Genomic DNA, 14179 nt, shown 5'->3' on the forward strand with positions numbered 1-14179 from the left:
CATTTAGTTCCTGCTTTCTGCGCCAAAAAAATACCCAAGAAATTTATCTTGGGTATCGCAGCGTATTTGAGCTGTTTAAACTTATTTAGAACTATGTTAAGGCTATTTAGACTTTTGCAGTCGCAAAGCATTAATCACCACGGATAATGAACTTAGTGACATGGCAACAGCAGCCAACATTGGTGTCAACAACAAACCCGTCAATGGATAAAAAATACCTGCTGCAACAGGCACACCTAAGCCGTTATAAACAAATGAAAATGCCAAATTCTGTTTCATATTTTTAACACCCAGTTTTGCCATGTGAATGGCATCCGCCACACCACGAATATCTCCTTTTACCAAGGTAATTTGTGCCGTTTGTTTGGCAATATCTGTTCCATTGCCCATTGCAATCCCAATATTGGCTTGAGCAAGTGCAGGTGCATCATTTATACCATCACCTGCCATGGCTACAATTTTGCCCTGTGCTTGATATTTTTTCACAATGTCTAATTTTTCAGTCGGTGTACAGTTGCCATAAACATGCTGAATACCCAGCTCTGCCGCCACCAGTTTTGCATTTTGTTCGTGATCACCCGTTGCCATGACAACATCCACACCATCGGCAATCAATTGTGCTATCACTTGATGCGCATTTGGTTTAACTGCGTCATGAATCGAAATATACGCCAAAACATCCTGCTCATTGGCCAAGAAACTAATCACATTGCCTTTAGCACGTTGTTGTTGCAACTGAGTCTGAACAGATGCTTCTAAGTTTAAACCCAATTGATCAAGTAGCTTTTGACTGCCGACATACAGCATTTGATCATGAATCTGACCTCTTACGCCAAAGCCCGTGACATCTTCAAAATCATTGACTTTAAGCAGTTCAGTTGCCGCAACCAATTTCGTCAAAGTCTGTGCAATAGGATGGCTTGAATACTGTTCAATCGATGCAATCCATTGTTCAGCCTGAGCTTGTGTCACCTGATCGGACAATAACTGAATTTCTTTTAGGCTGGGCTTGCCTTCAGTCAATGTTCCTGTTTTATCAATCACCAAAGTATTGACTTTACTTAATGCTTCAATCGCTTCGGCATCTTTAAACAATACGCCTTTTTGTGCAGCTCGCCCCGTGGTTGCCATTACCGACATGGGGGTTGCCAAACCTAAAGCACAAGGACAAGCAATAATCAGTACAGCCACGGCACACATCAATGCCAAATCAAATTGCGCATTGCCAAAGACCATCCAAGCGATAAAGGTCAGCACACTAATGGCAAGTACGGTAACAACAAAATATTTAGCAAAAACATCGGCAAGTCGTTGTAATGGTGCTTTAGAGCGTTGCGCTTCTGCCACGGTTTGAATCATTTTAGCGAGTGTCGTATTTGCACCCACCGCAGTGGTTCGAATACGAATACTGCCCTGTTGATTCACCGTTCCGCCAATGACTAAATCATCTAATTCTTTTTTGACTGGAACCGGTTCACCCGTCATCATCGCTTCATCGACATAGGTTTTGCCTTCAACCACAACTCCATCCAGTGGAATTTGCTCACCCGATGAAATTTGCAGAATATCGCCTTGTTTCACCATGCCAATATCAACTTCGACCACTTGATCATTCTGCACCAGTTTTGCAGTATTGGATTGCAATCGCAGTAATGACTTTAATGAATCAGCAGTTTTGGCACGGGCTTTCAACTCCATCATTTGCCCAAGCAAACTTAAAGACACAATCATACAGGCTGCTTCAAAATACACCGCCACGCCATGACCTGTTTTGGCTTCCATCGGAATAAGGGATGGAAAAACAGTTGCAACCACACTATAAATAAAGGCCGCTAATACCCCTACACCAATGAGACTCCACATGTTTAAGTTACGTGTTTTATAAGATGTCCAACAACGCTCAATAATGGGTTTCCCTGCCCAAAGCACCACAGGAATAGAAAGCACCAATTCAATCCACGGTTGAATATGCTGTGGAATAAAGGCATGAATATGCGAACCCATGGCCAAAACAAAAACAATTAAGGTCAAAGGCAAAGTCAGCCAAAAACGATGGCTAAAATCCACCAGTTCAGGGTTCGGTGCATCATCCAAGGTTGGTTGCATAGGCTCTAAAGCCATACCACAAATCGGGCAAGTTCCCGGGCCTTTTTGTACAATTTCGGGGTCCATCGGACAGGTATAATCCATATCTGCCGCACCTTCTGGTACAGGACGTTCATCGAGTGGAATTAAATAAAATTCAGGATCCTGTTTAAATTTATCCAAACAAGATGGATTACAGAAATAATAGGTTTTGTCTTGATAATCTGTTTTTAAATTGGTTGATGTGTCCACCGACATGCCACAGACAGGATCAATTTCTGTTTGCCCTGAAGAATTCACCGCATGACCGCCCGCACAACACGATGACTGTTTTTTCGGTTCTGGTGGTTTTTCTGTGCTACAGCATGAAGCGCTTTGAGTCTTTGAAACCACATATTGCTCAGGTGCGATATTAAACTTACTTAAACAACGCTCAGAACAAAAATAATAGTCATGGTCTTGGTCAATACTGTGATATTGAGAATCGGTTTTAACCTGCATACCACAAACGGGGTCAACCACCGTTTCAATGGATTGAACTGCTGTTTTCGGTTTATTTCCAGCACAACAGCCCGATGATTGCGCTACAGGTTGTTGATCTTGAGGCGCACAGCATGAAGCCGTTTTTTCTTCAGTTTGAGCTTTTGGAGCACAACCACAACCGGTTTTTTTCGGTTCATTTCCCTCAGCTGACAGCAGATATTGTTCAGGATTTAGCTCAAATTTATTTAAACAACCCTTACAACAGAAATAATAACGCTGCCCTTTATAGTCAATATTGGGTTTAGACAAATCGGTAACTTTCATCCCGCAAACAGGATCTACTTTGACCCATTCCGGACTCGATTGTTGTTTTGTACAGCAAGAAGATTTAGCTTGTTCACTCATCAGACTTACCCATTTAATTATTCAATTGTGCTAGCATAAAGTCTGTACCTAGGTACAGAGTCAAGTCATATTGAGGATACTTTTATGCTCACCATTGGAAAACTGGCTAAACAATGTCAGGTCAATGTCGAAACCATTCGTTATTATCAACGCATTGGCTTAATGCGTGTGCCTGAAACCACACAAAGTTATCGTTATTATAATAGCCAAGATATTGAAACTCTAAGCTTTATTCAAAAAGCTAAAGATGCGGGTTTACAGCTCAGTGAAATTCAGGAGTTATTACAGCTACAATTTGAAGACCGTGAACAAGTTCGCCATGTTATACAACAACGTCTGGACAAAATTGACCAACGAATTCAAGAACTCAATAGCTTAAAACAACGCCTTTCAACGTGGATTGATGAATGTAAAACAACCAATAATAGCTGTTGCCCAATATTGAAAGAACTTAAAAACAGTTAAACTTACACTCTACTCTACACTTGAACTTTGCGTTTAGGACCAACGACTTATGTCTATCGACTTAAAATCACTACGACAACAACTTAAAACCAAGCGCAAACAAGTCGATAAATTCCAACAACAATCTTCCTCCAGCCAAATTTTGCATCGCTTACGTCATTTTCCACAGCTACAACAGGCAAAGCGCGTCGGTATTTATTTACATGCTTTTGGTGAAATTCAGACCCAGCACATGATTGAATATTGCTTCGCACAGCATAAACAGGTCTATTTACCCATGATTTGCACCATGAATCAGCAATTGCACTGGGTCAAAATTTCAAAACAACAATATCGCAACAAACGCTTTTCACATCATCCTCTTGGCATGCAGGAACCGATGGCAAGCCGTGCAATGCATGTCTCAAAACTGGATGTGCTAATCATGCCTTTACTGGCATGTGATGTTTACGGGACACGCATTGGAATGGGTGGCGGTTTTTATGATAAAACCCTTGCCAGTGCGCCAAACAAGCCTTTGCGCTTAGGCATTGCACATGACTTTCAACTGGTGCAAGAGCGACTTCCCCGTCAGGTTTGGGATCAGCCACTCGATGTACTTATCACGCCCTTACACATGCGGTTATTTAAACGTTAATTTGGCATTTTTGACTGTTGTTATAAGCATTAAATCAATTATTTAAGTATTTATCATACAATTTATGTGCAGCTCCCCTTGTAATTTTTGAAATACACATCACTATAAAAATATGGCAACACCATTGTTACTCATTAGGAGTGCCCATGTCTGAAATTATTATGAATCAAGAAACCTTAGAACCACAGGTTCCAAGCGTATTACCGCTTTTAGCGCTACGAGATGTTGTGGTTTATCCACACATGCAAATTGCGTTATTTGTAGGTCGTGAAAAATCGATCAAAGCAGTTGACGTGGCTCGTAACAGTGACAATCTCGTATTTGTTGTTGCGCAACAAGATTCGCTTACAGAAGAAATTGATCACGACAACCTATATCAATACGGTACTGTCGCAAAGATTGTGCAAGTTGTGAATCATGAAAATGATGAAAACTGTATCAAAGTATTAATTGAGGGATTACATCGTTCTAAACTGGTAAAAATCATCGAAAATGATGAATATTTATCGGCTGAACATGCAATTAGCCCAATGACAGTCAACATTAAAGCAGAATCTCAAGAAACACGTATACAAGAACTGCGCACTTTATTTGCACAATATGCAGAAGCAAAATTACGTAATGCACGTGAATTGATTACTGCTGCAAATAAAATTGATGATTTATTGCAACTGGTGTTCTTCGTAGCAACCCGTGTGCCTTTAAACATTGATGTCAAACAAAAGTTCTTAGAACACGATGATTTCGAAGCTCACTTACAAGAGCTAATGACTTATCTGTTGCAACAATCTGAAGAACAACAGATTGAACAAACCTTGCATGACTCGGTAAAACGCCAAATGGAGAAAAACCAGCGCGAATATTTCCTCAATGAAAAAATGAAGGTGATTCAGCGTGAACTTTCTGACATGAATGGCGGTGCTGAAGATGATGTTGCAGAAATTGAACGTCGTCTTGAAGAAGCAGATTTACCTGAACATGTGCGCAAAAAAGCAGAGTCAGAATTCCGCAAGCTTAAAGCAATGCAACCTGCTTCAAGTGAAGCCGCAGTTGTTCGCAACTATATCGAAGCTATTTTAGATACCCCGTGGAACAAAGCCAGTAAAGTTAGTATTAACTTGGCAAAAGCACAGGAAATTCTAGATGCAGACCATTATGGTCTAGATGAAGTTAAAGAACGCATTGTTGAATACTTAGCGGTTCAATCACGGGTGAAAAAACTCAAAGGGCCTATCCTGTGCTTAGTTGGGCCTCCAGGGGTCGGTAAAACTTCACTCGGTGAATCGGTTGCCAAAGCCACAGGTCGTGAATTTATCCGCATGGCTTTAGGTGGCGTGCGTGATGAAGCGGAAATCCGTGGTCACCGTCGTACCTATATTGGTGCGATGCCGGGTAAAATTGTGCAATCGTTAACCAAAGTCGGTGTGAAGAATCCATTATTCTTGCTCGATGAAATTGACAAAATGGCGCAAGACTACCGTGGCGACCCTGCTTCTGCATTGCTTGAAGTGCTTGATCCATCGCAAAACAGCAAGTTTAACGATCACTATTTAGATCTTGATCTTGACCTATCTGAAGTGATGTTCATCTGTACTGCAAACAGCATGAATATTCCAGAAGCTTTGCTTGACCGTATGGAAGTGATTCGTCTTCCGGGTTATACCGAAGAAGAAAAAGTCAATATTGCAGACCGTTATCTTGTGCCTAAAGCAATTAAGGACAATGGTTTACGCGGCAAAGAATTGACCATTCATGAAGAAGCGATTCGTGACATCGTGCGTCGCTATACACGCGAAGCAGGTGTGCGTAGCCTAGAACGTGAAGTCTCAAAAATTGCCCGTAAAGTGGTCAAAGAAGCGGTCAGCAAAAAAGCCAAAAACTTGCATATCGACATCACTGCGGAAAACTTATCTGACTACTTAGGCGTACATAAATTCGACTATGGTATGGCAGAAGAAGAAGCTGAAGTCGGTCGTGTCAATGGTTTAGCTTGGACTTCTGTCGGTGGTGAATTACTGTCGATTGAAGTGGCAGCTGTAAAAGGTAAAGGTAAATTCATCACGACAGGTTCACTTGGTGATGTCATGAAAGAATCCATTACCGCTGCAATGACTGTGGTACGTACCCGTGCAGATGCACTGGGTATTGAAGCTGCACGATTTGAAGAAACCGATGTTCACGTGCATTTACCTGAAGGTGCAACACCAAAAGATGGTCCATCTGCTGGTTTAGCATTAACCACAGCATTGGTTTCTGCCTTCACAGGGATCCCTGTTCGTGCGGACATTGCAATGACAGGTGAAACCAATTTAGGTGGTCGTGCCATGCGTATTGGTGGCTTAAAAGAGAAACTACTTGCAGCACACCGTGGCGGCATTAAGTTAGTCTTTATCCCACAAGAAAACGTACGTGATCTGGTTGAAATTCCAGACAATGTCAAAGCTGGTTTAGAAATTAAAGCCGTGAAAAGTATCGATGATATTTTGCCATTGGCTTTAACAGAAATGCCAAAACCTTTGCCAAAAAATCCGATTGTTAAACCGGCTGCTGAAAGTAAAGCTGCACGTCATTAATGGTAATTTGATACAAAAAAGAGAGCTTCGGCTCTCTTTTTTTATGCGTTTATTTTGTTATATTGGACATATAGAGAACTTGAAAAGTCTAGCTTTTGACCTCATCTATTAATCTAGCTAATATAGAAACACAGATGCGCTGTAAGCTTCTATTTTTACATGTTATGTGAATGGTCATCTACATCTCCAGGTGGATGACCTTTTGATCGCAGTCCCATTTTTCTTAGTGGACTGCGTTTTTTATGGCTTAGATGGCAATGGCATGAGTAAACTATTCACTAAACCATCAATTACATTGGCCATTTTTCCAATATTCAGCGTTTTTAAAGTATCTTTTTCGGTATGATAATTCTTATTTCGAAAAAAAGCGGTATCGGTAATCATCACTGCCGGAATATCAAACTTCCAATAATTAAGATGATCCGAGAACTCCATTCCTGAAACAAAAGAAGGTGCAACCAATCTTTGACACTCTAAACGGTTCAGTGTTCGCATTTCTTCACAGTATTTCGCGCCCAAATCATAAGACTGTAAATTACTCACCGTAGCAATATAATTCGCATGACTAGGATAAACCCACTTCAAACCAGCTGGATATTCTTGCACCAATTTTTCATCAAAATAACCAATCATATCTAAAATATACACACCTTGAATTTGATCTTTTTGTGCTTGTACCGATTTGGCATGGATATAACTGCCCATCTGCTCGGTTTTAAAAAACGGCGGTTCTTGTAAGGTATAAAATACAAATTCTATATTTTGCGTGAGTTGAGATTTCTGTTGCGCAAGAATACGTGCAGTTTCAATTACTCCCGCTACACCAGAAGCATTATCATCAGCACCCTGCTGCTCACCAAAGACATCGTAATGTGCACCTATAATCACTTTGTCCGCATGACCCGCTGTTAAAGTACACACTACATTACGATAACCTAAACCATTGACCGAATAATTTTGATATTGACATGGAATACCAAACAAGCGCATTTGTTCTTTAATCCATGCCGAAACACGCTGTAATTCTTCTATATTTTTATAATTACGATAGCTATCAGTACCAATAATTTGTTCCAAATAGACTTTTAAATTATTCGTGCTTGCTGTCGTCAGGTTAGGTGCTGCCCATGTTGAAGCACTCAAAAAAATAGAGAAAAGAAATGTGCCCAAGCATAAGCCTATATTTTGATTTTTTTTTGCTCTCATTTATTCTTCGTCCATGGTTTTTATTTATATTTACTCCACTATTCATGATTAAAACAGCATCACATACTAACTTTCAATTGCAATTTGTTGCTCAAAATAAGTAAAAAGCATTTTAGTGCTTATAATAGTGCAGACTCTTAAACCATCGAATCTTATGAAAATCCGTATTATTACCATCGGTCAAAAAATGCCTGCTTGGGTACTCACTGGTTTTGAAGATTACTTCAAGCGTATCCAACCTTTTGTTCAAACTCAGATTATTGAATTACCCATGGCAAAACGCGGGAAAAATGATTCTGAAGCCGATATCTTAAAATATCGTCAAATTGAAGGTGACAGTATTTTAAATGTGCTTAAACAGAATGAAACCCTGATTGCACTTGAAGTGGGTGGCAAAGAATTTAGCACTGAAAAACTCGCTGCAACCATGAAAGAATGGATGCTTGAAGGCAATGATGTGGTATTAGCGATTGGCGGCCCAGATGGTCACTCGGAAGCAGTACGTAAAGCGGCTGCATGGCACTGGTCATTGTCCAAGCTCACTTTACCTCACCCTATGGTTCGAGTGATGCTAATCGAGCAGTTATACCGTGCAATGACCATCAATCACAATCATCCTTATCATCGGGCTGGTTAAATAAATCTGCTAAGTCCTTTATTAGATCACCTGAATAGATTAAAAAATACTCAATACTCAGTTCTTTAAAATCAGCACGGCATCATTTGATTGATTTAGTTTTTATACCTTTGTGTAGGCATTAGCTCTATTTTTGAAAGGTCAAAAGTAGAGCTAATGCTTTTTGTTTCCCAGACACGACATCCTGAGCCAGTTTTAAGGCACTGTTTTAAAATGCAGCACAAGGATGGGAAACGTGTGGCATCCATGCCACACTCATGAATCCAATACTTCCTAGAATTTATTTTTAATTTTGACTTTACGAACGACTTATATTGATTGAAAAATGAATTATGAAAGAAGTCTTCTATTGAATTTTTATCAAACTGAAATTATGGTAAATACCATCGAGCAATTTTGATAAAAATGAATAAGACTATTTTCTATTGTTCTGTTTATGCAACGAGATGTTGAAATAAACCCTCTTTTATCTATAGGTTAATTTTGACATCATTGCTCCAGTCAATATAATTTGAATTAGGCGCATCATTATGAATTTGCAAACTTTACCCGGTTTATTTATTTCACATGGCTCTCCCATGCTTGCGCTTAATCCAGAACAAGTTGGCCCTGCATTACAACGACTCAGCCTGAATCTGCCTAAACCACAAGCCATTATTGTGATGTCTGCACACTGGGAAAGTAACTCACTTGAAGTAAGTACAAGTGTACGTGCCGAAACTTGGCATGATTTCCGTGGTTTTCCCACTGAACTTTATGAAATCCGCTATCCCGCACCGGGTCAACCAGAACTTGCTGAAGAAATTTTACATCTTTTAGCAAATGCAGGTTTAGCGGCTCATGCCAATAGCACTCGTCCGCGTGATCATGGCGTGTGGATGCCCCTGCTACATATGTATCCTGATGCAGATATTCCTGTGGTAGAAATTTCACTACCGATGAACTGGTCTGCTGAAGATATTTATAAAATTGGTCACACACTTGCTCCACTGCGTGAAAAACAAGTGTTAATTATTGGTTCGGGCAGTATTACCCATAACTTAGCTGAGTTAGCTTGGCGTGGCGAACCGACTGAAGTCCCTGTATGGGCATCCAGTTTCCGTAATTATGTCGTGAGCAAACTTACTCATCAAAATTATGATGCTGTACTGGACTGGCAAACAATTCCCTATGCAAAACGAAATCATCCAACCTTAGAGCACTTTGCCCCACTGTTCTTTGCAATGGGAACAGGTCAGCGCTTCAACATTGTCCACAGTAGTTTTAGTATGGGTTCACTAGGTATGGATATCTATCGTTTTGACTAATTCATAACTTTTTATCAATAATCAACAAAATAATAGTTATGGATACATTTTGATACCTAACACCTCAAAATGTATCCATTTTTTTTAAGCACGAATACGATATGCTTATAAAAATCTTTCAAAACCAAGTACTTTTAAAATGAAACTTAAATTTTTAGCGATTGCCCTTTTTCCATTAACGCTTGCGGCTTGTCAATCTAGCGATATGCAAAAAGTTGGAGATTTAGCCGTGTCGATGGTTCAACAACAAAATGCAGATAAAACACTCGCTGCCTACCAATGGTCTTATCAACCACAAGGCACAAATAAGCCACTTGTGTTGAATTTCAATGATCAACAACGTTTAAGTATTGCAACAGGTTGTAATACTCAAGGTACATCATGGAAAATTGAGAAAGGTCAAATTGTCACTGCTGATTTGATGTCAACCATGATGGCTTGTTCACCCGAATTAATGAAACAAGAACAGTTCTCCAGCTCACTTTTTGCTAAACGTACTATTCCCTTTGTTTTAAATACACAAGATGTAAATAAACCGACATTAACGCTGATTGATGCAACAGGTCAAAAAATTGTATTCGAAGGCAAAATGACGCCTGAAACACAATATCAAACGCAAGCTGAAACCATTTTTCTTGAAATTGCTCCAGAAACAAAAAAATGTACAGGCGTAGCACCACAAACCTGTTTGCAAGTGCGTGAAATTAAATACGCAGAAAACGGTGTTAAAACTCAGGTCGATAAAGACTGGACATTGTTTTACAACCATATTGAAGGTTTTGAACATAATCCCAATGAGCGCCAAATCATTCGTGTAAAACGTTATGAAATTAAGAACCCTGCCGCAGATCAGTCTAAATATGCCTATGTACATGACATGACGATTGAACGTGCAAGCGTAAAATAAGCTGTTAATTTCATTAATAAAAAAACCGATGCCAAAGCATCGGTTTTTTAAGTATTCAAGAAAATAAAATCTTAGAATACGCCTTGAGCCAACATTGCATCAGCAACTTTGACAAAGCCTGCAATGTTCGCACCATCAACATAGTTCACAGTACCATTTTCTTTAGTACCGTATTTAACACAGTTACGGTGAATTTCTTTCATGATCGCATGTAAACGCTCATCCACTTCTTCGAAAGTCCAACCTAAACGAATCGCATTTTGCGACATTTCAAGACCAGAAGTCGCAACGCCACCCGCATTTGATGCTTTACCCGGCGCATACAGAATTTTAGCTTCAATGAATTTTTCAACAGCATCTAGAGTCGATGGCATGTTTGCACCTTCAGCAACACAAATCACACCATTTGCAATCAATGCAAGCGCATCTTCACCTGTCAACTCATTTTGAGTTGCACATGGCAGCGCGATATCACATTTGATTGACCAAGGGCGTTTGCCCTCAAGATATTCAAAGCCATGTTTAGACGCGAATTCAGAAATACGACCACGTTTAACGTTTTTAAGCTCCATAACTTCGGCCAACAATTCGTCGGTAAAGCCGTCTTTCACATACACAGTACCCGCAGAGTCTGAAAGTGAAACCACTTTAGCCCCTAAGAACATCGCTTTTTCAGCAGCGAATTGTGCAACATTACCTGAACCTGAAATAGTCACCACTTTATCTTGAAAGCAATTACCCTTAGTTTTCAGCATTTCTTCAGCAAAATACACCGTGCCATAACCCGTTGCTTCTGGACGAGCCAATGAACCACCGAATGACAAACCTTTACCTGTAAATACAGATGAAGTGTCATTACTGAGTTTTTTCATCATCCCAGCCATGTAGCCAACTTCACGACCACCTACACCAATATCCCCCGCAGGAATATCCGTATTTGAACCAAGGTGACGGTACAATTCAATCATTAATGCTTGGCAGAAACGCATAATTTCGCCTTCAGACTTACCTTTAGGATCAAAGTCTGAACCGCCTTTACCGCCACCCATAGGAAGTGTGGTTAAAGCATTTTTAAATGTTTGTTCAAAACCTAAAAATTTAAGAATTGACAGGTTCACCGATGGGTGAAAACGCATACCACCTTTAAATGGCCCGATGGCTGAATTGTACTGTACACGGAAAGCACGGTTCACATGAGTCTGACCTTTGTCATCGACCCAAGAAACACGGAATTGAATCGCACGTTCTGGCTCAACCAAGCGTTCAAGCAAACCGTGATCAGCATACTGTGGGTTCTTTTCAATGAACGGCCAAAGGCTAGTCATGACTTCTTCTACAGCTTGTAGAAATTCGGGTTGATGTGCATCACGTGATTTAACGTAGTCTAGGAAGTCGTTAAGGCTGTTATATTTCAACACTTAATCCTCAGCAGAAAGATGGATCAAAATTGATCAATTTTTTAAAAAGTGATAATTTTTGGCGCAAAATATTAAATATCTTTTGCAGCCAATCCACAATAGTTTTTTTAAAAAAAATGAAAAAAAGTTTTAATAACATATATTTATATTAACTATAACCAACTAAAGGCGCTGAATCCCCAGCATGTTTGATCGCTGTTTTCATTGACTTTTTTGCTCAATAATAATGCATTCATGGCGCTATTTTCGGGCAAGAGATTAAACAATAAAATCATGCTAAAATCGCACACCTTGACTCAATCTTCTTTTCTGTATGCTGCTATTTCTTTAGCAGTTGTGGTTTACACATGAATTCTCAAATTGCTCTCATCCAAAATATTGATGCCTTACTTCCTCAAACCCAATGTGGTTTATGTGGTCATCGAGATGGATGCTTACCTTATGCCAAATCCATTGCAGAAGGTGAAGAAGCCAATAAATGTGTCCCCGGAGGTCAACCTGTCGCTGATGCACTTGCAGCGCTGCTTAAACGCCCTCAATTACACGCCGAAGAAAGTGTTTGGCCTATTCAAAGTGATGGTCGTCCACAGCGCATGAAAGCGATTATTCGTGAAGATGAGTGTATTGGCTGTACCAAATGTATCAGCGCTTGTCCTGTGGATGCCATTATCGGTTCAGGTAAACTCATGCACAGCATTTTGACTGATTTATGCACGGGCTGTGAACTTTGCATTCCGCCCTGCCCTGTCGACTGCATTGATTTAATTGAAGATGATCACATTTTACCGAATGAGACATTACGTATTAGCGAGCAAAATGACTTACGCAATCGTTATTACTCACATATTCAACGTGAAGAACAACGACGTACCCATCGTAAGGGCCCTGTGGTACGTGCCAATATTGACACTGCATTATTTGCTCAATTTTCAGCTCAAGATGACCGTGTACCTGACATTTTGATTACGCAAATTGAAGATAAACCAGCGGTTCAGTTAGATGCTCAATCCACCATTGAGTTGGCAAAAATTCGAACACAAATCAAAAAGTTAGAAAAACAGCTCAGCGTTCGTGATGATGCAAAAAAACGTCTGCTCTTAGATGAACTCAACCAACAGCTCAATGCTTGTCAAGGAATGTAAAATGCCTGTAAAGAATATGACTAAAAAACAAATTCAGGTATTTTTTGAGCGATTACGTGAGCAAAGACCCAACCCGAAAACTGAACTCAATTATTCCAGTCCTTTTGAGCTTTTAGTCGCGGTTACGCTTTCTGCACAAGCAACCGATGTGAGTGTCAATAAAGCCACCGACCAGCTATTTCCGATTGCCAATACACCTGAAGCAATCTATGCGTTAGGAGTCGATGGTTTAAAGCAATATATTAAGACCATTGGCTTATATAACGCTAAAGCCGAAAATGTGATTAAAGCATGTAAGATATTGATCGAGAAGCATAATAGCATCGTACCCAACAACCGTGCTGACTTAGAAGCATTACCGGGTGTGGGGCGTAAAACGGCAAATGTGGTGCTTAATACCGCCTTTGGACAAGCGACTATGGCAGTCGATACCCATATTTTCCGCTTAGGCAATCGTACAGGTTTAGCCGTAGGCAAAAATGTGCTTGAAGTTGAACAGCGACTGCTTAAAGTGATTCCTAAAGAATTTATGCTAGATGCGCACCATTGGCTGATTTTACATGGTCGTTATTGTTGTATTGCCCGTAAGCCCAAGTGCAATGAATGTGTGGTGTCTGATGTCTGCCAGTGGCCAGATCGCTTTGAATTTGGCGCAGCCAAAAGCATTGCAATAAAAATGCTGCAAGACCAAAACTAAATTTAGTTTTGATCTTTATTTTTCTGTTGCAACTTCGGATGGAGTTGACGCGCTGATTGGCTGTTTTTCTTTTCTGCCGCTTCTTGCTTTTGCACGTGACGTAAAGCTTTAAAACTCTGAACCATTAAGGCCAATACCACAAGACCAAATACAATCACCAGTACAATTAAACCCATTTTCAGCAAGATAGCATCCTCAAAATTTTGCACAAATTAAA

At 40.1% G+C, this 14179-nt stretch carries 12 protein-coding genes; 8 read left to right on the plus strand and 4 right to left on the minus strand.

All coding sequences use genetic code 11. The features are described 5' to 3' along the window. Positions 1 to 102: 102 nt before the first annotated feature. Complete coding sequence (locus B9T30_RS02500; protein WP_086183626.1) at positions 103 to 2973, minus strand: heavy metal translocating P-type ATPase; 2871 nt, start codon at positions 2971 to 2973, stop codon at positions 103 to 105. Positions 2974 to 3057: 84 nt separating this feature from the next. Here B9T30_RS02500 and B9T30_RS02505 point away from each other — a divergent pair, with 84 nt between their 5' ends. From B9T30_RS02505 to lon, 3 genes are all read left to right on the plus strand, one after another. After that, positions 3058 to 3438, plus strand: a complete 381-nt coding sequence (locus B9T30_RS02505; protein WP_086183627.1) for a MerR family transcriptional regulator — start codon at positions 3058 to 3060, stop codon at positions 3436 to 3438. A 49-nt stretch (positions 3439 to 3487) separates the two neighbouring features. Beyond that, entirely contained in the window at positions 3488 to 4075 is a 588-nt protein-coding gene (locus B9T30_RS02510; protein ID WP_086183628.1) for a 5-formyltetrahydrofolate cyclo-ligase, read from the plus strand. Between the two features lie 146 nt (positions 4076 to 4221). After that, complete coding sequence (gene lon, locus B9T30_RS02515) at positions 4222 to 6648, plus strand: endopeptidase La (RefSeq protein WP_086183629.1); 2427 nt, start codon at positions 4222 to 4224, stop codon at positions 6646 to 6648. 240 nt (positions 6649 to 6888) lie between these two features. Here the strand turns inward: lon and B9T30_RS02520 are convergent, their stop codons facing one another. Then, positions 6889 to 7854 carry a M28 family peptidase gene (locus B9T30_RS02520; RefSeq protein WP_143223186.1) on the minus strand — a complete coding sequence of 322 codons (966 nt, stop codon included), beginning with the start codon at positions 7852 to 7854 and terminating at the stop codon, positions 6889 to 6891. A gap of 154 nt (positions 7855 to 8008) precedes the next feature. Here B9T30_RS02520 and rlmH point away from each other — a divergent pair, with 154 nt between their 5' ends. The 3 genes from rlmH to B9T30_RS02535 all read left to right on the plus strand — a co-directional run bounded on the left by rlmH (position 8009) and on the right by B9T30_RS02535 (position 10705). Further along, positions 8009 to 8491: a 23S rRNA (pseudouridine(1915)-N(3))-methyltransferase RlmH gene (gene rlmH, locus B9T30_RS02525; RefSeq protein ID WP_074943347.1), complete on the plus strand. Its 483-nt coding sequence runs from the start codon at positions 8009 to 8011 to the stop codon at positions 8489 to 8491. 530 nt (positions 8492 to 9021) lie between these two features. Next, entirely contained in the window at positions 9022 to 9798 is a 777-nt protein-coding gene (locus B9T30_RS02530; protein WP_086183630.1) for a DODA-type extradiol aromatic ring-opening family dioxygenase, read from the plus strand. Between the two features lie 139 nt (positions 9799 to 9937). After that, the gene (locus tag B9T30_RS02535) at positions 9938 to 10705 is read left to right on the plus strand and encodes an META and DUF4377 domain-containing protein (protein ID WP_086183631.1); all 768 of its coding nucleotides are present in this window, start codon (positions 9938 to 9940) and stop codon (positions 10703 to 10705) included. 71 nt (positions 10706 to 10776) lie between these two features. Here the strand turns inward: B9T30_RS02535 and gdhA are convergent, their stop codons facing one another. Next, positions 10777 to 12123, minus strand: a complete 1347-nt coding sequence (gene gdhA / locus B9T30_RS02540; RefSeq protein ID WP_227518932.1) for an NADP-specific glutamate dehydrogenase — start codon at positions 12121 to 12123, stop codon at positions 10777 to 10779. Between the two features lie 347 nt (positions 12124 to 12470). Between gdhA and B9T30_RS02545 the strand changes: the two genes are divergently transcribed. Then, entirely contained in the window at positions 12471 to 13265 is a 795-nt protein-coding gene (locus B9T30_RS02545) for an RnfABCDGE type electron transport complex subunit B (RefSeq protein ID WP_086183633.1), read from the plus strand. A 1-nt stretch (position 13266) separates the two neighbouring features. Beyond that, the gene (nth, locus tag B9T30_RS02550; RefSeq protein ID WP_086183634.1) at positions 13267 to 13962 is read left to right on the plus strand and encodes an endonuclease III; all 696 of its coding nucleotides are present in this window, start codon (positions 13267 to 13269) and stop codon (positions 13960 to 13962) included. Positions 13963 to 13964: 2 nt separating this feature from the next. Here the strand turns inward: nth and B9T30_RS02555 are convergent, their stop codons facing one another. After that, entirely contained in the window at positions 13965 to 14147 is a 183-nt protein-coding gene (locus B9T30_RS02555) for a hypothetical protein (RefSeq protein ID WP_034697385.1), read from the minus strand. Between the last annotated feature and the right edge of the window lie 32 nt (positions 14148 to 14179).

The sequence above is a fragment of the Acinetobacter sp. ANC 4973 genome (assembly GCF_002135275.1).
In the GTDB taxonomy this organism is placed as follows: Bacteria; Pseudomonadota; Gammaproteobacteria; order Pseudomonadales; family Moraxellaceae; genus Acinetobacter; species Acinetobacter kyonggiensis.

Excerpts from the sequence above, each read along its gene's own strand:
- B9T30_RS02500 (WP_086183626.1), bottom strand. The coding sequence starts at position 2,973 with ATGAGTGAACAAGCTAAATCTTCTTGCTGTACAAAACAACAATCGAGT.
- B9T30_RS02505 (WP_086183627.1), top strand. The coding sequence starts at position 3,058 with ATGCTCACCATTGGAAAACTGGCTAAACAATGTCAGGTCAATGTCGAA.
- B9T30_RS02510 (WP_086183628.1), top strand. The coding sequence starts at position 3,488 with ATGTCTATCGACTTAAAATCACTACGACAACAACTTAAAACCAAGCGC.
- lon (WP_086183629.1), top strand. The coding sequence starts at position 4,222 with ATGTCTGAAATTATTATGAATCAAGAAACCTTAGAACCACAGGTTCCA.
- B9T30_RS02520 (WP_143223186.1), bottom strand. The coding sequence starts at position 7,854 with ATGAGAGCAAAAAAAAATCAAAATATAGGCTTATGCTTGGGCACATTT.
- rlmH (WP_074943347.1), top strand. The coding sequence starts at position 8,009 with ATGAAAATCCGTATTATTACCATCGGTCAAAAAATGCCTGCTTGGGTA.
- B9T30_RS02530 (WP_086183630.1), top strand. The coding sequence starts at position 9,022 with ATGAATTTGCAAACTTTACCCGGTTTATTTATTTCACATGGCTCTCCC.
- B9T30_RS02535 (WP_086183631.1), top strand. The coding sequence starts at position 9,938 with ATGAAACTTAAATTTTTAGCGATTGCCCTTTTTCCATTAACGCTTGCG.
- B9T30_RS02545 (WP_086183633.1), top strand. The coding sequence starts at position 12,471 with ATGAATTCTCAAATTGCTCTCATCCAAAATATTGATGCCTTACTTCCT.
- nth (WP_086183634.1), top strand. The coding sequence starts at position 13,267 with ATGCCTGTAAAGAATATGACTAAAAAACAAATTCAGGTATTTTTTGAG.